15 protein-coding genes are annotated in these 16,656 nt (G+C 68.0%); 12 read left to right on the forward strand and 3 right to left on the reverse strand.

All coding sequences use genetic code 11. The features are described 5' to 3' along the window. Nucleotides 1-45: 45 nt before the first annotated feature. From ilvD to K5L49_RS00900, 5 genes are all read left to right on the forward strand, one after another. On the forward strand, nt 46-1,740 hold the full coding sequence (gene ilvD / locus K5L49_RS00880; protein WP_223690164.1) for a dihydroxy-acid dehydratase: 1,695 nt from the start codon (nt 46-48) through the stop codon (nt 1,738-1,740). A 49-nt stretch (nt 1,741-1,789) separates the two neighbouring features. Next, nucleotides 1,790-3,589 carry an acetolactate synthase large subunit gene (locus tag K5L49_RS00885; RefSeq protein WP_223690165.1) on the forward strand — a complete coding sequence of 600 codons (1,800 nt, stop codon included), beginning with the start codon at nt 1,790-1,792 and terminating at the stop codon, nt 3,587-3,589. A gap of 3 nt (nt 3,590-3,592) precedes the next feature. Next, on the forward strand, nt 3,593-4,102 hold the full coding sequence (ilvN, locus tag K5L49_RS00890) for an acetolactate synthase small subunit (RefSeq protein WP_223690166.1): 510 nt from the start codon (nt 3,593-3,595) through the stop codon (nt 4,100-4,102). A gap of 32 nt (nt 4,103-4,134) precedes the next feature. Beyond that, entirely contained in the window at nt 4,135-5,163 is a 1,029-nt protein-coding gene (ilvC, locus tag K5L49_RS00895; protein ID WP_223690167.1) for a ketol-acid reductoisomerase, read from the forward strand. An 86-nt stretch (nt 5,164-5,249) separates the two neighbouring features. Next, nucleotides 5,250-5,984, forward strand: coding sequence for a copper homeostasis protein CutC (locus tag K5L49_RS00900; RefSeq protein WP_223690168.1), 735 nt, complete (start codon nt 5,250-5,252; stop codon nt 5,982-5,984). A gap of 38 nt (nt 5,985-6,022) precedes the next feature. Here the strand turns inward: K5L49_RS00900 and K5L49_RS00905 are convergent, their stop codons facing one another. Further along, nucleotides 6,023-6,412 (reverse strand): DoxX family protein, encoded by a 390-nt coding sequence (locus tag K5L49_RS00905; protein ID WP_223690169.1) that lies wholly within the window; start codon nt 6,410-6,412, stop codon nt 6,023-6,025. A gap of 180 nt (nt 6,413-6,592) precedes the next feature. On the opposite strand from K5L49_RS00905, the gene serA reads away from it, so the two are divergent. The 3 genes from serA to K5L49_RS00920 all read left to right on the forward strand — a co-directional run bounded on the left by serA (nt 6,593) and on the right by K5L49_RS00920 (nt 9,785). Next, entirely contained in the window at nt 6,593-8,185 is a 1,593-nt protein-coding gene (serA, locus tag K5L49_RS00910; protein ID WP_223690170.1) for a phosphoglycerate dehydrogenase, read from the forward strand. Between the two features lie 107 nt (nt 8,186-8,292). Continuing rightward, nucleotides 8,293-8,655 (forward strand): YciI family protein, encoded by a 363-nt coding sequence (locus K5L49_RS00915; RefSeq protein WP_223690171.1) that lies wholly within the window; start codon nt 8,293-8,295, stop codon nt 8,653-8,655. 65 nt (nt 8,656-8,720) lie between these two features. Continuing rightward, entirely contained in the window at nt 8,721-9,785 is a 1,065-nt protein-coding gene (locus K5L49_RS00920) for an RNA polymerase sigma factor (protein WP_223690172.1), read from the forward strand. Nucleotides 9,786-10,034: 249 nt separating this feature from the next. Here K5L49_RS00920 and K5L49_RS19925 read toward each other — a convergent pair whose 3' ends face one another. Next, entirely contained in the window at nt 10,035-10,586 is a 552-nt protein-coding gene (locus K5L49_RS19925) for a TetR/AcrR family transcriptional regulator (protein WP_263298785.1), read from the reverse strand. Nucleotides 10,587-10,646: 60 nt separating this feature from the next. Here K5L49_RS19925 and K5L49_RS00930 point away from each other — a divergent pair, with 60 nt between their 5' ends. The 3 genes from K5L49_RS00930 to K5L49_RS00940 are packed head-to-tail and all read left to right on the forward strand — an operon-like array spanning nt 10,647 to nt 14,491. Beyond that, the gene (locus tag K5L49_RS00930) at nt 10,647-12,194 is read left to right on the forward strand and encodes an MFS transporter (protein ID WP_223690173.1); all 1,548 of its coding nucleotides are present in this window, start codon (nt 10,647-10,649) and stop codon (nt 12,192-12,194) included. A 57-nt stretch (nt 12,195-12,251) separates the two neighbouring features. Continuing rightward, nucleotides 12,252-13,319, forward strand: a complete 1,068-nt coding sequence (locus K5L49_RS00935) for a 3-isopropylmalate dehydrogenase (protein ID WP_223690174.1) — start codon at nt 12,252-12,254, stop codon at nt 13,317-13,319. A 38-nt stretch (nt 13,320-13,357) separates the two neighbouring features. Then, the gene (locus tag K5L49_RS00940) at nt 13,358-14,491 is read left to right on the forward strand and encodes a branched-chain amino acid aminotransferase (RefSeq protein WP_223690175.1); all 1,134 of its coding nucleotides are present in this window, start codon (nt 13,358-13,360) and stop codon (nt 14,489-14,491) included. Here the strand turns inward: K5L49_RS00940 and K5L49_RS00945 are convergent. After that, nucleotides 14,472-15,593, reverse strand: coding sequence for an aminotransferase class V-fold PLP-dependent enzyme (locus K5L49_RS00945; protein ID WP_223690176.1), 1,122 nt, complete (start codon nt 15,591-15,593; stop codon nt 14,472-14,474). The two genes, K5L49_RS00940 and K5L49_RS00945, sit on opposite strands and share 20 nt — an antisense overlap. Before the next feature lie 86 nt (nt 15,594-15,679). Between K5L49_RS00945 and K5L49_RS00950 the strand changes: the two genes are divergently transcribed. Next, the gene (locus K5L49_RS00950) at nt 15,680-16,639 is read left to right on the forward strand and encodes a LysR family transcriptional regulator (protein WP_374107700.1); all 960 of its coding nucleotides are present in this window, start codon (nt 15,680-15,682) and stop codon (nt 16,637-16,639) included. The last annotated feature ends 17 nt before the right edge of the window (nt 16,640-16,656 follow it).

Raw genomic sequence — 16,656 nt, forward strand, 5'->3', positions numbered from 1 at the left:
TCGCGTATGAACACGAGGGCATCCGGCTGGTTCTAGAGTGGTTCCATGCCAGACATCGATTGGAAACCGCGATCGCGCGTTGTCACTGACGGAATCGAAGCCACCACCAGCCGCGGAATGCTCCGCGCGGTCGGGATGGGCGACGCGGACTGGGAGAAGCCGCAGATCGGCATCGCGAGTTCGTGGAACGAGATCACGCCGTGCAATCTGTCGCTCGACCGTCTGGCCCAGGGCGCCAAAGAGGGCGTGCACTCCGGCGGAGGGTACCCGCTGCAGTTCGGCACCATCTCCGTCTCCGACGGCATTTCGATGGGCCACGAGGGGATGCACTTCTCGCTGGTCTCCCGCGAAGTCATCGCCGACTCGGTCGAGACGGTGATGATGGCCGAGCGCCTCGACGGCACCGTGCTGCTCGCCGGCTGCGACAAGTCGCTCCCGGGCATGCTGATGGCTGCTGCCCGTCTCGACCTCGCCGCAGTCTTCCTCTATGCCGGATCGATCGCACCCGGTTGGGTGAAGCTGTCGGACGGCACCGAGAAAGACGTCACGATCATCGATTCCTTCGAAGCCGTCGGCGCCTGCAAGGCGGGCAAGATGAGCGAGGAAGACCTCAAGCGCATCGAATGCGCCATCGCCCCGGGCGAGGGCGCCTGCGGCGGCATGTACACCGCGAACACCATGGCCTCCGTGGCCGAAGCGCTCGGGATGAGCCTGCCGGGTTCGGCAGCGCCGCCCTCGGCCGACCGCCGTCGCGACTACTTCGCGCACCGCAGCGGCGAGGCCGTCGTCAACCTGTTGAAGCTCGGCATCACGGCCCGCGACATCCTCACGAAGAAGGCGTTCGAGAACGCGATCGCCGTCGCGATGGCGTTCGGGGGCTCGACCAATGTCGTGCTGCACCTGCTGGCGATCGCCCGTGAGGCCGAGGTCGACCTCACGATCGACGACTTCAACCGCATCGGCGACAAAGTGCCCCACATCGGCGACCTGAAGCCGTTCGGCAAGTACGTCATGAACGACGTCGACCGTCACGGCGGGGTCCCCGTCGTCATGAAGGCACTGCTGGACGCAGGGCTCCTGCACGGCGACTGCCTCACCGTCACCGGCAAGACCGTGGCGGAGAATCTGGCGGAGATCAACCCGCCCGCGCCGGACGGCGAGGTGCTGCGCACGCTCGACAACCCCATCCACGAGACCGGCGGCATCACGATCCTCAAGGGCTCCTTCGCTCCCGAAGGCGCCGTCGTGAAGACCGCTGGGTTCGACGCCGAGGTGTTCGAGGGCCCGGCACGGGTGTTCGAGCGCGAACGGGCCGCCATGGATGCGCTCACCGACGGCAAGATCGCCGCCGGCGACGTCGTGATCATCCGCTACGAAGGACCGAAGGGCGGCCCCGGAATGCGCGAGATGCTCGCCATCACCGCGGCCATCAAGGGAGCGGGCCTCGGCAAGGATGTACTACTATTGACAGACGGACGATTCTCAGGCGGCACAACCGGCCTCTGCATCGGCCACATAGCACCCGAAGCGGTGGACGCAGGTCCAATCGCCTTCGTGCGCGATGGTGATCTGATACGGGTCGATATCGCGGCTCGCTCCCTCGACCTACTTGTCGACGAGTCTGAGCTGACAGCCCGCCGTGAAGGCTGGGCGCCGCTTCCCCCGCGCTATACCCGTGGCGTTCTCGCAAAATACTCCAAGCTCGTGCACTCCGCCGCGGAGGGCGCGATCACCGGGTAGCTTGCGCTCACTGCATCATCCGTTTCGTACGTTAGGGACTCGCCCACTCATGTCCTCGGAACCAACACCCGTGTTGCCGTCCGCGACGCCTGGAAAGGCATCGCCTGAACTCCTGACGGGCTCCCAGTCCGTCGTCCGCACCCTCGAACTCCTCGGAGTGGAGAGCGTCTTCGGCCTGCCCGGCGGCGCCATCCTGCCCATCTACGACGCGATCATGGACTCCACGAAGATCCGTCACGTGCTCGTCCGCCACGAACAGGGCGCCGGCCACGCCGCCGAAGGCTTCGCGGCCTCGAGCGGCAAGGTCGGGGTGGCGATGGCCACCTCCGGTCCCGGCGCCACGAATCTCGTCACGGCGATCATGGACGCCCACATGGACTCCGTTCCGGTGGTCTTCATCACCGGACAAGTCTTCTCGACCCTGATGGGAACCGACGCCTTCCAGGAAGCCGACATCGTCGGCATCACCATGCCGATCACGAAGCACTCGTTCCTCGTGAAGGACGCCTCGGAGATCCCCTCCACGATCGCAGCGGCCTACCACATCGCCGGGACGGGTCGTCCCGGCCCGGTGCTCGTGGACATCACCAAGGACGCACAGCAGAACACCGTGCCGTTCGTCTGGCCGCCCAAGATCGATCTGCCGGGGTACCGGCCGATCACGAAGGCGCACGGCAAGCAGATCCTCGCGGCGGCCCAACTGCTCGCCGAGGCCAAGAAGCCGATCCTCTACGTCGGCGGTGGCGTCATCCGTTCCCGCGCGTCGAAGGAGCTGCTCGAGCTGGCGGAGGTGACCGGGGCGCCGATCACCACGACGCTGATGGCCCGTGGCGCGTTCCCCGACTCCCACCCGCAGCACCTCGGCATGCCCGGGATGCACGGCACCGTTCCAGCGGTGCTCGCGCTGCAGGAGTCTGACCTCATCGTCTCGCTCGGTGCGCGATTCGACGACCGGGTGACCGGCAACACTTCGTTGTTCGCACCGAATGCGAAGGTCGTGCACGTCGACATCGACCCGGCCGAGATCTCGAAGATCCGGGTCGCCGACGTTCCCATCGTCGGCGATGCCAAGGATGTCATCGTCGATCTGACCGCGGCGTTCAAGGACGCCACCCGCGAGGTCAAACCCGACACGGTCGAGTGGTGGACATATCTGAACGGGCTCCGCGAGGAGTTCCCGCTCGGCTACTCGCCGACGAGCGACGGCCTGCTCGCGCCCCAGTATGTGATCCAGCGCATCGGGGAACTCACCGGGCCGGAGGGCGTCTTCGCCGCCGGTGTCGGCCAGCACCAGATGTGGGCGGCGCAGTTCATCAAGTATGAGCGGCCCAATTCCTGGCTCAACTCCGGCGGCGCCGGCACGATGGGCTACTCCGTTCCAGCAGCGATGGGCGCCAAGGTCGCCCAGCCCGATCGAACGGTGTGGGCGATCGACGGTGACGGCTGCTTCCAGATGACCAACCAGGAGCTCGCCACCTGCCGCATCAACAACATCCCGATCAAGGTGGCGATCATCAACAACTCGTCGCTCGGCATGGTGCGGCAGTGGCAGACCCTGTTCTACGACGGCCGGTACTCCAACACCGATCTGAACACCGGTCACGACACCATCCGCGTGCCCGACTTCGTGAAGCTCGCCGAGGCGTATGACGCCCTCGGCATCCGCGTCACGAAGGAGGAGGAGGTGGATGCGGCCATCAAGCTCGCCCTCGAGACGAACGACCGCCCCGTGGTGATCGACTTCGTGGTGAGCGCGGATGCGATGGTCTGGCCGATGGTCCCCCAGGGGGTCAGCAACAGCTATGTGCAGTACGCCAAAGATCACAGTCCCGCATTCGAGGAGGAGTAACCCATGAGCACGCACGTTCTGTCCCTCCTCGTCGAGGACAAACCTGGTCTGCTGACCCGCGTCGCCGGCCTGTTCGCCCGGCGCGGCTTCAACATCGAGTCGCTCGCCGTCGGCGCCAGCGAACTCGAAGGCCTCTCCCGCATCACCGTCGTGGTCGACGTGGAGGAGCTTCCGCTCGAGCAGGTGACCAAACAGCTCAACAAACTGATCAATGTGATCAAGATCGTCGAGCTCGACCCGGCCCAGTCCGTTCAGCGCGAGCACCTGCTGATCAAGGTGCGTGTCGACAACACGACGCGCTCCCAGGTGCTCGAAGCGGTGAACCTGTTCCGCGCCCGTGTCGTCGATGTGGCGACGGATGCGTTGGTGATCGAGGTCACCGGCGACAGCGGCAAGACCCAGGCACTGCTCAAGGTGCTCGAACCCTACGGCATCAAAGAGATGGCGCAGTCCGGCCTTCTCGCGATCGGTCGCGGATCGAAATCCATCACCGAGCGCGTCTTCAAGAACTAATCACGAACCACACAAACAAGGAGAAACAACCAGTGGCTGAGATCTACTACGACAACGACGCTGATCTGTCGATCATCCAGGGCAAGAAGGTCGCCGTCATCGGCTACGGCTCGCAGGGCCACGCCCACGCGCAGAACCTGCGCGACTCGGGCGTCGAGGTCGTCATCGGTCTGAAGGCGGGCTCGAAGTCGAAGCCCAAGGCCGAAGAGGCCGGCTTCCAGGTGCTGAGCGCCGCCGAGGCCGCCGCCTGGGCCGACGTCATCGTCATCCTCGCTCCGGACCAGGTGCAGCGCCACCTGTACGCCGACGACATCCAGCCGAACCTGAGCGAGGGCAACGCGCTCGTCTTCGGCCACGGCTTCAACATCCGCTTCGGTTACATCGAGGCGCCCGAGGGCGTCGACGTGATCATGGTCGCCCCGAAGGGCCCGGGCCACACCGTTCGCCGCGAGTACGAGGCCGGCCGTGGCGTGCCCGTGATCGTCGCCGTCGAGAAGGATGCGACCGGCAACGCCTGGCCGCTCGTCCTCAGCTACGCCAAGGGCATCGGCGGGCTTCGCGCCGGCGGCATCAAGACCACCTTCACCGAAGAGACCGAGACCGACCTGTTCGGTGAGCAGGCCGTGCTCTGCGGCGGTGTCTCGCAGCTCGTCCAGTACGGTTTCGAGACCCTGACCGAGGCCGGCTACCAGCCGCAGGTCGCCTACTTCGAGGTGCTGCACGAGCTCAAGCTCATCGTGGACCTCATGTGGGAGGGTGGCATCGCCAAGCAGCGTTGGAGCGTCTCCGACACGGCCGAGTACGGCGACTACGTCTCGGGCCCGCGCGTCATCGACCCGCACGTGAAGGAGAACATGCAGGCCGTTCTCGCCGACATCCAGTCGGGTGCCTTCGCCGAGCGTTTCATCGCCGACCAGGATGCGGGCGCGCCCGAGTTCCTGGCGCTGCGTGCCAAGGGCGAGCAGCACCCGATCGAGGCCACCGGCCGCGAACTGCGCAAGCTGTTCGCCTGGAACGCGTCCAACGACGACGACTACGTGGACGGCGAGGTCGCGCGCTAACACCGTGCGACAGCTCGTGTGAGAGGCGCGGTCCGGTTTACCGGACCGCGCTTCTTTCGCGAAACGAACCCGGGAGAGGACGACACATGCAGAAAGCCGTTGCGGTGGAGATCGCCGTGCAAGATCCGGCGGGCGTGCGCATTGCGCTCGACGCCGGTGTGGACCGGGTCGAGCTCTGTTCGGCGCTCGGCATCGGCGGTCTGACGCCTTCCGCGGGCCTGCTCGCCGCGGCTGTCGCCCGGGCGCGGGCGGCCGACCGCTCGAACTTCGTGCACATGCTCGTCCGGCCCCGCGGAGGTGGTTTCGTGTATGCGTCGGACGAGGTCGACGTGATGATCGCCGACATCCGCGGCGCTCGCGCATCCGGGGCCGGGGGAGTCGTCGTCGGCGCCCTCGACCGCTCCGGTGCCATCGACGTCGACACGACCGCGCGCCTGATCGAGGCGGCCGACGGTATGGAGTTCACCTTCCACCGGGCGATGGACGCCGCGGCCGACCCGCTCGACGCGCTGGAGACGCTCATCGAACTCGGCGTGAGACGCATCCTCACCTCGGGCGGCGCAGCGCGCAGCATCGACGGCGTCGGGATGCTCACAGCCCTCGCCGCTCAGGCCGCCGGTCGCATCCAGGTGATGGCCGGAGGGGGAGTGCGCGTGCCCGATCTGCCGGCGATCGCGGCGACCGGTGTCGACGCCGTGCACCTGTCGGCGCGGGCTTCCGTCACCGGAACCGTCAGCGGACCCGGGGGAGGCGACGACTCGTACGACGTGACGTCGCCCGACGTCGTGCGCGATGCCCTGTCGGCGGTGTGCTCGGCCTGAGGGGCGGCCGGTTCGGTTCGGTTCGGTTCGGTTGGTCGTCAGAGCGCCACGACGATGCAGAGCGCAATGAGTACGAGCTGGCCGATCAGACGCGGGACGAGCGGCGTTGCGAAGCGCCCGAACGTCTCGGGGTGCCGGGCCGCATACGCATTCGCGGGGAACACCGCGACGAGGAAGACCGCGAGGGCGATGGCCGCCGCCACTCGAGTCCACGGTACGAGGAGCCCGATGCCGCCGGCGATCTCGCACACCCCGGTGACGGCGACGAGAACGGCCGGGCGCAGCGCGCCCGACCAGCGCATCCGAGGCGGGATCATCCTCGCCATGGCACGGCGCGGGCCGGGCAGGAAGTGCGAAACGCCCATGGCCACGAACACGCAGGCGAGCAGGATGCGGAGGACGAGCTGGAGAATCTCGAAGGCGGTCACACGCTCCAGTGTGCACCGTCGCTCCGTGAGCGCCGCCTGACACGACGACGGAGCGTACGCGGGCCCCGACGTAATGCGGCGAAAACGCTCCTCCGGCTGCCGGTAGAGTTGTGCTGATCGCGCCCCAATGATCGTGGCGCTCGCCTCCCAAGCCTGCTCCGATATCGAAGGAACTGCCACGTGACAAAGCCGGTCGTGCTGATCGCCGAAGAACTCTCGCCCGCCACCGTCGACGCCCTCGGGCCCGACTTCGAGATCCGTTCTGTCGACGGAACCGATCGCCCGGCGCTGCTCGCCGCGGTCGCGGACGCCGACGCGATCCTCGTGCGCTCCGCCACCAAGGTCGACGCCGAAGTGATCGCCGCCGCTCCAAAACTTCGCGTCGTCGCGCGCGCGGGCGTCGGCCTCGACAACGTCGACATCAAGTCGGCCACCACGGCCGGCGTCATGGTCGTGAACGCCCCGACCTCCAACATCATCTCGGCCGCCGAGCTCACCGTCGGCCACATCCTGAGCCTCGCCCGCCACATCCCCGCTGCGCACAACGCGCTTGCCCAGGGGCAGTGGAAGCGCTCGAAGTACACCGGCACCGAGGTGTACGAGAAGACGGTCGGCATCATCGGTCTCGGCCGCATCGGTGCCCTCATCACGGCGCGACTGCAGGCCTTCGGAACCAAGGTCATCGCCTTCGACCCGTATGTGACCTCGGCCCGCGCCCAGCAGCTGGGTGTGCAGCTGGTGACCCTCGACGAGCTCCTCGCTGAGGCCGACTTCATCACCATCCACATGCCGAAGACCGCCGAGACCACGGGCATGATCAGCGACGACCAGCTCGCGCTCATGAAGCCGACCTCATACATCGTGAATGTCGCCCGAGGTGGCCTGATCGACGAAGATGCGCTGTATCGCGCCCTCTCCACCAACTCGATCGCCGGTGCCGGCCTCGACGTGTTCGTGAGCGAGCCGCCCACTGACTCGCCCCTGCTCGCGCTGGAGAACGTCGTCGTCACGCCCCACCTCGGCGCTTCCACCGGTGAAGCCCAGGAGAAGGCGGGCGTCTCGGTGGCCAAGTCGGTGCGGCTCGCGCTGTCCGGTGAGCTCGTTCCGGACGCGGTCAACGTCGCCGGCGGCGTGATCGACCCGTATGTGCGCCCTGGAATCCCGCTCGTGGAGAAGCTCGGACAGGTGTTCTCCGGCCTCGCCCACAGCCCGCTGACCAGTGTGGACGTCGAGGTGCGCGGCGAGCTCGTCGACTACGACGTGAGCGTGCTCAAGCTGGCGGCTCTGAAGGGCATCTTCACCAACGTGGTGAGCGAGACAGTCTCCTACGTGAACGCGCCGCTGCTCGCCGAGCAGCGGGGCATCGAGGTGCGTCTGATCACCGATTCGGTGAGCGAGGAGTACCGCAACCTCATCACCCTACGCGGCGCCCTCAGCGATGGCTCGCAGGTGTCGGTGTCGGGAACGCTCACCGGCACGAAGCAGATCGAGAAGGTCGTCGAGATCAACGGTTACGACGTGGAGGTGCCGATCGCCGAGCACCTGATCGTCATGGTCTACGACGACCGCCCCGGCATCGTGGCGGTCTACGGCCACGAGTTCGGCGAGGCCGAGATCAACATCGCGGGCATGCAGATCGCCCGCACCTCGGCCGGCGGCAAGGCGCTCAGCGTGCTCACGGTGGACTCGCGCATCCCGGACGGGCTGCTGGAGAAGGTGCGGGTCGCGATCGACGCCGACCTCCTGCAGGAGATCGACATCACGGAGTCCTGACCCCGGAACAGTTTTTTTCGGTGCCGTTGTCGATTCCGGCGGGTAGCTTACGTCGTACTGGTGTTCACATCAGCCGCGCGACAGCGCGAAAACCGAAGGAGCACCCCATGTCTGACGAATACGTGGTCCTCATCCAGGAAGCCACCTGGGACCCGGCATCGATGACGCCCGAGCAGTGGGAAGCCGGCATGGCCGGCCACCGCGCGTTCCAGGACGCCGTCGAGGCGGCCGGCGAACGGGTCACCGCGAGCAACGCCCTCCAGGCGCCGTCGGCGGCGACCAAGATCACGATCAGCGACGGCAAGCCCGTCTTCACCGATGGGCCGTTCGGCGAGACGCGTGAAGTCGTGACCGGGTTCTACGGCTTCACGGCCAAGACCCCGGAGCAGGCGCGAGAGCTTGCCGCCCTCGTGCCGACGAGCGGCTGGATCGAGCTCTACCCTGTGCTCGTGCTGAGTTCTGTCAGCTGACATCCCGGACCGGTGGTCACTTCCCCCGATTGCGCACGCGCATCGTCGCGGACTTTGATGGGGTGGTGACCACCGGGATCGAGGATGCCTTCCGCGACGATGCTCCGCGCATTCTCGGGGCCGTCGCCCGGTACACCGGTGACCTCCAACTGGCCGAAGACGCCGTGCAGGAGGCTTTCACCCGTGCCATCGCCCTCGGGGCCTCCGGACGGGCGCTCGACAAACCGTCGGCGTGGATCACCACGGTGGCCCGTCGGATCGCTGTCGACACGATTCGCAAACAGCAGACCGCCGCCCGCGCCCTGCCCGGGATGGCGGCCGAACTACGCGCCAACGCGGAGCGAACCATGCCAGAACCCGGTGCCTTCGCCTTCTCGGGCGACGAGCGGCTCGAGCTGATCCTGCTGGTCTGCCATCCGGAGGTGTCGGAGGAGGCGCGCGTCGCGCTCGCCCTGCGATTCGTCTGCGGTGTCACGACGAAAGACATCGCCGCCGTGTTCCTCGTGCCTGAGCCGACGATGGCCGCCCGGCTCACCCGGGCGAAGCGGCGCATCCACGATTCGGGCATCCGTTTCGCGTTCGACGACCCGTCGGCGGTGGCGTCGCGCTTCGCGGATGCACTGACGGCCGTCTACCTGCTCTACACCGTCGGCCACGGCGCACCCGATGAACGGGTGTGCGCCGATGCGCTGGCTCTCGCGCGGGATGCGCATCGCATCCGACCCGGTGACCTCGAAGCGACCGGGCTGCTCGCGCTGCTGCTGCTCACCGAGGCCCGGCAGACGTCGCGGCTGTCGCCCTCTGGCGACTTCGTAACGCTCGCCGATGCCGATCGGAGCGGGTGGAACCGGGCCCTGATGGCCGAAGGCGAGCGGTTGGCGACGGAGGGGTTGGCCGGGGGAGGCCGCTTTGCCCTGCAAGCCGGGATCGCCGGGATGCACGCGATCGCCGATTCCTGGTCCGGCACCGATTGGCATGCGATCGGGCGACTCTACGACAGGCTGGTCGAGGTGTGGCCCTCGCCCATGGCGCGGCTCGGTCGTGTCGTCGCGCGGGGTACAGTGCGGATGTCGGCCCGCACACGGCTCTGGCGGAGCTGGACGGCATTCCCGACGCCTTCAGTGGTGTGATCGCCGCGCAGGCGTATGCGGTGCGAGGGGATCTCGCACGCCTCGCCGGAGATCGCAGCACGGCGGCCGCGGCGTATCGGGCGGCGCTGGAGCGCGAGCGCAATGAGCGAACACGGCGATTTCTGGCCGAGCGGCTCTCGGACCTCTCCTGAGTCGTGCCGGTGATCTGTCTGCCGTGACGGACCGACGGAGGAGCCGGATGCGTCGCGGGCGGGCGGCGCGCGGGCGGATGGATGGAGGCGGGCCGCGTCAGCGCTTGGTGGTGCCCGCGAGCTCGAGTACCAGGGCGACGAGCCTGTCCATGTCGGCCTCTGTCTGCACGACGGCGGTGGTCTCGGGGAGGAGGGCGGAGTTGTAGTAGATGCCGTCGCCGATGAGCATTACCGCCTTCGCAGCGATCGGGTCGCCGACCTCGGCTTCGAGCAGCGCGAGCCAGCCTGACTGCATGGCGCCCAAGGCCTTGCGGGCCTGGGTGTCGGCTCCCTGCGCCAGCCGGGCCGTGGCGATGACGGTTCGGTCGAGGGCGCTCTGCGACGACACCGAACTGCGCACGAAGTACTCGAGCGGGCCGGCCGGGGCGGTGCGCATCCGTTCGAGGTCGTCGGCGACAAGCGCTTCGAGGCGCTGCAGGACACCCGCGACCATGGCATCCTTCGACGCGAAGTGGTAGAGCAGACCGCCTTTGGAGACGCCCGCGCGCGCCGCGACTGCGTCGAGGGTCGCCGCGCGTTCACTCTGCTCGGTGAGCAACTCTTCGAAGGCATCGAGGATGCGATCCCGGGCGGATGGGGATGCGGGCATGAGCACATGCTAGCCGCTCGGGGTTGAAAACTGTACCGTCCAGCCGGTACAGTAGAGTGCATGTCCACGCTGTCCACGACCCCTACGCCGGCCGTCCCGTCTGCCCCCGAGGCATCCGCGCGCGCCGGCATTCGCGGCTGGCTGGCGCTGGTCGTGCTCATGCTGCCGGTTCTGCTCGTCTCGATCGACAACACCGTGCTGAGCTTCGCGCTGCCGGCGATCTCGAAGGCCCTCGAACCCACCGGCACCGGGATGCTCTGGATCATCGACGCCTACCCGCTCGTCCTCGCCGGCCTGCTCGTCTCGATGGGCAGCCTCGGCGACCGGGTCGGCCGCCGCAAGCTGCTGCTCGTCGGCGCGATCGGATTCGCCGCCGTGTCGGTGGCCGCGGCCTTCGCGCCCACCACCGAGTTGCTGATCGCCGCGCGGGCGAGCCTCGGGTTCTTCGGTGCGATGCTCATGCCGTCGACGTTGTCGCTGCTCAGGAGCATCTTCACCGACCGGGACCAGCGCCGCCTTGCCATCGCGATCTGGGCGTCCGGATTCGCCGCCGGCTCGGCGCTCGGCCCGCTCGTCGGCGGTATCCTCATCGAGCACTTCTGGTGGGGTTCCGTGTTCCTGCTGGCCGTTCCGGTGCTCATCCCGCTCGTCGTGCTGACCCCGCTGCTGATCCGCGAATCGCGCGACCCGAATCCGGGCCCCATCGACCCGGTGAGCATCGTGCTCTCGCTCGCGGCGATGGCGCCGGTGGTCTACGGCATCAAGTCGCTCGCGAGCGAGGGGCTCAGCGTCGTCGGGGTGCTGGCGATCCTGATCGGCGTCACCGCCGGGATCCTCTTCGTGCGGCGGCAGCTGAGCCGGCCCGTCCCGATGCTCGATATGCGGCTGTTCCGCAGAGCGTCGTTCAGCGGTGCCGTTCTGATCAATCTGCTGAGCGTCGTGTCTCTCGTCGGCTTCCTGTTCTTCGTGTCGCAGCATCTGCAATTGGTGATCGGGCTGAGCCCGATCGAATCCGGTCTGGTGCTGCTGCCGGGACTGGGCACGATGATCGTCGCCGGTCTGGTGATCGTCCCGATCGCGCGCCGGGTGCGGCCGAGCATCGTGATCCCTGTCGGTCTGCTCATCTCGGCCGCCGGATACGGGCTGGTCGCCCTGCTCGGGGCGGCGGCGCCGGCCTCCGTGCTGCTCATCGCATTCGTGCTGCTCGGTCTGGGGATCGGGGCAGCCGAGACGGTCTCGAACGAGCTCATCCTCTCGAGTGCGCCCGCCGACAAGGCCGGCGCGGCCTCGGCCGTCTCGGAGACCGCGTACGAGCTGGGTGCCGTGCTCGGCACGGCAATCCTCGGCACGATCCTTACCGCCTCCTACCGGGCGGCCGTGGTGATCCCGGAAGGAGTGACCCCGGCTCAAGCGCACGCCGCGCGCGAGACACTCGGGGGAGCGACGACCGTCGCGGAGCAGTTACCGGCCGGCATCGGTGCCCAGTTGATCGAGTCGGCGCGGCACTCGTTCGACTCGGGGGTCGTGCTCACAGCCGGCATCGGCGCTGTTCTCATGGTGGCCGCCGCCGTGCTCGCCGCGGTCTCGTTGCGCAAGGTGCGCGGCTGAGTCGTCGCGGGCGCCGGTAGGGTGGATCCCAAGACGCAACGAGAACGCAGGAGTGCCATGTCGCAGACCATCAAACTCGCCCTCATCCCGGGAGACGGTATCGGGCCGGAGGTGGTCGCCGAAGCGGTCAAGGTGCTCGACGCCGTCGTCGCGGGAAGCGGACTGATCTTCGAGAAGACCTCGTTCTCGCTCGGGGCCGACCGTTACCTGGAGACGGGCGATGTGCTGACGGATGCGGACCTCGCGTCGATTTCGGCCCACGACGCCATCCTGCTCGGAGCCGTCGGCGGGCGCCCAGGTGACCCGCGGCTGGCGGGCGCGAACATCGAGCGCGGGCTGCTGCTCAAGCTGCGATTCTCACTCGACCACTATGTGAACCTGCGACCGACGGCGCTGTTCCCCGGCATCGTCAGCCCACTCGCCAATCCGGGTGACGTCGACTTCGTCGTCGTGCGTGAAGGAACCGAGGGGCCGTACGCCGGCGTCGGCGGAACGATGCGCGGAGGCACGCCGAACGAGATCGCCACCGAGGTGTCGGTGAACACCGCATACGGGGTGGAGCGCGTCGTGCGATACGCGTTCGAGCAGGCGGAATCGCGACGCAAAACGCTGACCCTCGTGCACAAGACGAATGTGCTGACCTTCGCCGGATTGCTCTGGAAGCGCATCGTGGACGCCGTGGCGGCCGAGCATCCCGAGGTGACGGTCGACTATCTGCACGTCGACGCGGCGACGATCTTCCTCGTCACGAACCCTGCTAGATTTGATGTGATCGTCACGGACAACCTCTTCGGCGACATTCTCACCGACCTCGCGGCCGCAATCAGCGGCGGCATCGGACTGGCAGCCTCGGGCAACATCAATCCGACCGGCGACTTCCCCAGCATGTTCGAACCGGTTCACGGATCGGCCCCCGACATCGCAGGCCAGCAGAAGGCCGACCCCACTGCCGCGATCCTCTCCGTGGCACTCCTGCTCCGCCACCTCGGCCGGCCGGAGCTCGCCGAGCGGGTGGAGCGGTCTGTGACGGACGACCTGGCCGCCCGTGCCGGCCAGCCGGACAGTGCATCCCGCACCACCGCCGAAATCGGCGACGCGATCGCCGCCCGGGTGGCGCAGAATTAGTTCACCCGCTTGAAACGAGCGCAGCGCAAAGGACTCTCATGACCCCTCCGACCAGCATCAGTCTCACCGACGGACCCAGCACCGCCACCGGCCTCCAGTTCGCGGTCACGCGTAACGACGCCGCGCGGAGCGTCGAGGAGCGCGAGCAGATTCTCGCCGACCCCGGTTTCGGCAACTACTTCACCGACCACATGGTCGACATCTGCTGGTCGGCCAAGGGCGGCTGGCATCGCCCGCGCGTCTCGCCGTACGGTCCCATCCAGCTCGACCCGTCGGCCGCCGTGCTTCACTACGCGCAGGAGATCTTCGAAGGACTCAAGGCGTACCGCCACGCTGACGGCTCGGTGTGGACCTTCCGCCCGGAGGCGAATGCGGCCCGGATGCAGCGCTCGGCGCACCGGCTCGCGCTGCCCGCGCTGCCCGTCGAATACTTCCTCGATTCGCTCAAACAGCTGATCGCCGTCGACAGCGACTGGGTTCCGTCGGCACCGGAGACCAGCCTGTACCTGCGGCCGTTCATGTTCGCGAAAGAGGCGTTCCTCGGTGTGCGCGCCGCCAACAAGGTGGCCTACTACCTCATCGCGAGCCCGGCTGGAGCCTACTTCAGTGGTGGAGTCAAGCCGGTGTCCATCTGGCTCTCCGACCACTACTCGCGCGCCGGCAAAGGCGGAACCGGGGCGGCCAAGACCGGCGGCAACTACGCCTCGAGCCTGTTGCCGCAAGCGGAGGCCGCCGAGCACGGCTGTGCCCAGGTGCTGTTCCTCGACTCCTTGGAAGGCAAGTACCTCGAAGAACTCGGTGGGATGAACGTGGTGTTGGTCTACAAAGACGGCACCGTCGTGACCCCCGAGTCAGACAGCATCCTCGAAGGGATCACCCTCGAATCGGTGCTGCAGCTCGCCCGCGATCGGGGCCACAAGGTGGAGCAGCGCCGGGTGACCATCGACGAGTGGCGGGTCGGGGTGGAGTCGGGCGACATCGTCGAGGTCTTCGCCTGTGGAACCGCCGCCGTGATCACCCCGATCGGCGAGCTCAAGGCGGAGGGGTTCACCGTCGGCGACATCACGGCGCCGGCCGGTGAATTGACCATGTCGCTGCGCCAGGAGCTTACCGACATCCAGTACGGCCGCCTGCCCGACCGTCACAACTGGCTCACGCGCCTCGATTCCTGAGGGTCATCGTCGTTCCGCGCGGAATCCCGGTTTCGATCGCGGCCGTGATGGCGTCGACGTCGGATGCGGTGTTCCAGAGATGGAAGGCGACGCGGACGCGACCGGCACGGCCGGAGGCGCAAAGACCGGCGGCGGTCAGCGCGGCCAGGTCCGCGCCTGCGCGATCGGGCCAGGTGACGATCGCCTGGCCATGTGCGGGAAGCCCCAGTCGGGCGCACAGCTCGTCGCCAAGGCCGGCATCATGGTCGCGAACCGCGACCGGATCGAGCGATGCGAAGAACTCCAGCGCGGCCGCGGTGCCAGGCCAGACCGGCCACGCGGGGGAGACGTCGAACCGGCGGGCGTCGGTAGCGAGGCGGATCTCCGGCCCGTAGCACGACGCCCACGGGTCGTCGCCGGCGAACCAGCCGGCCTGCGTCGGGTTGAGGTCGCCGAGCATCCGCTGCCCGACAGTGAGGAAAGCGGAGCCGCGGGGCGCGCAGAGCCATTTGTAGGCGTGGCACACGGTTGCGTCGAATGCCGATGCCTCCACCGGGAGCCAACCGGCGGCCTGCGTGAGGTCGGCGAGAGTGCGTGCGCCATGGCGACGGGCGGTGGCGAGCACGGCCGCGGTGTTCGCCACCTCTCCGGTCGCGGACTGTACGAGGGAGAAGGCGACAAGCCAGGTGCGAGGCCCGATCGCCTCCGCCAAGTGCTCCAGCGGCGCATGCACGACCGTGATACCCCGGTGGGCCTGCGCGATGAACGGTGCGACCATCGAGCTGAAGTCGCCGTCCACGCAGACGATCTCTGCTCCGTCGGGGGCGGAGGCCGCGACGAGGCTGACCAGAACGGAGACCTGAGACCCGATGGCCACCTCGCTCGCCGTTACCTTCACGAGTCGGGCGTATGCCGAGCGGGCCCGGTCGACGGCCTCACTGTAGAGCGCCGGAGTCGTCTCGGCGCGCTCCCAGGCGTCGAGCTCTGCCCGGGACGCGGCCAGGGTCGCCCGAACCGGTAGTCCCTGTGTGCAGGCCGCGAGGTAGCCGGCCGGAGCGTGGAACTGCTCGCGTGCGGCGTCGAGGTCGGCCCCGTGACGCGGGGAGAGGATCTGGGTGGGCATGGTTCCAGCGTGTGGGATCGCAACTCATTCGACCAGCACCAGTATTGGATCGTATCCATTAGCTCACGTTATGATTGATTGTGACCATCGACACCCCGCCGGACGCTTCCCGCCTCGACCTGGACTCCCACGCCCTCCGAGTGGTGCAAGCGGTCGCCGAGCGCGGCTCGATCACACAGGCGGCACTCGCGCTCGGCTACAGCCAGCCCGCCATCAGTCAGCACCTCAAACGCCTGGAGACCCGCCTGGGGATGCCCGTGGTGACCCGAATGGGTCGCGGAGTCCGTCTCACCGAAGCCGGGCGGGTGCTCGCGCGGCATGCCGCCACCGTGACGACCGCCCTGGATGCGGCGGCCGGTGAACTCGCCGACCTGCAGGGCCTCCGATCCGGTCTCGTGCGGCTGGCCGCCTTCCCATCGGCGTCGTCGACCCTCGTGCCGCGTCTGCTCGGCCGGATGGGGGCGGAGCATCCGGGTGTCCGTGTGACATACGCGGAGGCCGAACCGCCCGAGGCGGTCGCCGCGGTGCGCGCACAGACCGCCGACCTGGCGATCACTTTCAGCTACCCGGGCGACCGTGTCGACCCGCACCGCGAGAGCGCACGCGGCCTCGCCGTCGTTCCGGTGTGGCGGGACGAGATGCTGCTCGTGCTGCCGGCCGGCCACCCCCTCGCCGTGGCGGAGACGGTCGATCTCGCCGAATTGGCGGGAGAGCCCTGGATCGGCGGCTGCCCGCGTTGCCGGGGCCACCTTCTCGAGCTCACGGATGCGCGCGGGTACCGCCCGCGCATCGCCTACGAGACCGACAACTTCGTCGCGGTGGTGAGCATGGTCGCCGAAGGCGTCGGGGTCGCCCTCGTGCCGTCGCTCGCGCTCGGCTCGGCCGGGAGGAACGAGGGCGTGGTGGTGCGTCCCACCGCGAACCACGACCACCGAACGATCAATCTGGTGGGGGCGGCCGGAGCGGACCAGGTTCCCGCGATCGCCACCACAGCCGCCGCGCTGCTCGCCCTCGACGCGTCCGAATGGTCGCTGGCGCACGTTTGACGGCACACGACGGGGCA

The sequence above is a fragment of the Leifsonia poae genome (assembly GCF_020009625.1).
GTDB classification, from domain to species: Bacteria; Actinomycetota; Actinomycetes; order Actinomycetales; family Microbacteriaceae; genus Leifsonia; species Leifsonia poae_A.

What these genes read in the sequence shown, in the direction of transcription:
- ilvD (WP_223690164.1), top strand. Translation starts at nt 46, where the DNA reads ATGCCAGACATCGATTGGAAACCGCGATCGCGCGTTGTCACTGACGGA.
- K5L49_RS00885 (WP_223690165.1), top strand. Translation starts at nt 1,790, where the DNA reads ATGTCCTCGGAACCAACACCCGTGTTGCCGTCCGCGACGCCTGGAAAG.
- ilvN (WP_223690166.1), top strand. Translation starts at nt 3,593, where the DNA reads ATGAGCACGCACGTTCTGTCCCTCCTCGTCGAGGACAAACCTGGTCTG.
- K5L49_RS00900 (WP_223690168.1), top strand. Translation starts at nt 5,250, where the DNA reads ATGCAGAAAGCCGTTGCGGTGGAGATCGCCGTGCAAGATCCGGCGGGC.
- K5L49_RS00915 (WP_223690171.1), top strand. Translation starts at nt 8,293, where the DNA reads ATGTCTGACGAATACGTGGTCCTCATCCAGGAAGCCACCTGGGACCCG.
- K5L49_RS19925 (WP_263298785.1), bottom strand. Translation starts at nt 10,586, where the DNA reads ATGCCCGCATCCCCATCCGCCCGGGATCGCATCCTCGATGCCTTCGAA.
- K5L49_RS00930 (WP_223690173.1), top strand. Translation starts at nt 10,647, where the DNA reads ATGTCCACGCTGTCCACGACCCCTACGCCGGCCGTCCCGTCTGCCCCC.
- K5L49_RS00935 (WP_223690174.1), top strand. Translation starts at nt 12,252, where the DNA reads ATGTCGCAGACCATCAAACTCGCCCTCATCCCGGGAGACGGTATCGGG.
- K5L49_RS00940 (WP_223690175.1), top strand. Translation starts at nt 13,358, where the DNA reads ATGACCCCTCCGACCAGCATCAGTCTCACCGACGGACCCAGCACCGCC.
- K5L49_RS00945 (WP_223690176.1), bottom strand. Translation starts at nt 15,593, where the DNA reads ATGCCCACCCAGATCCTCTCCCCGCGTCACGGGGCCGACCTCGACGCC.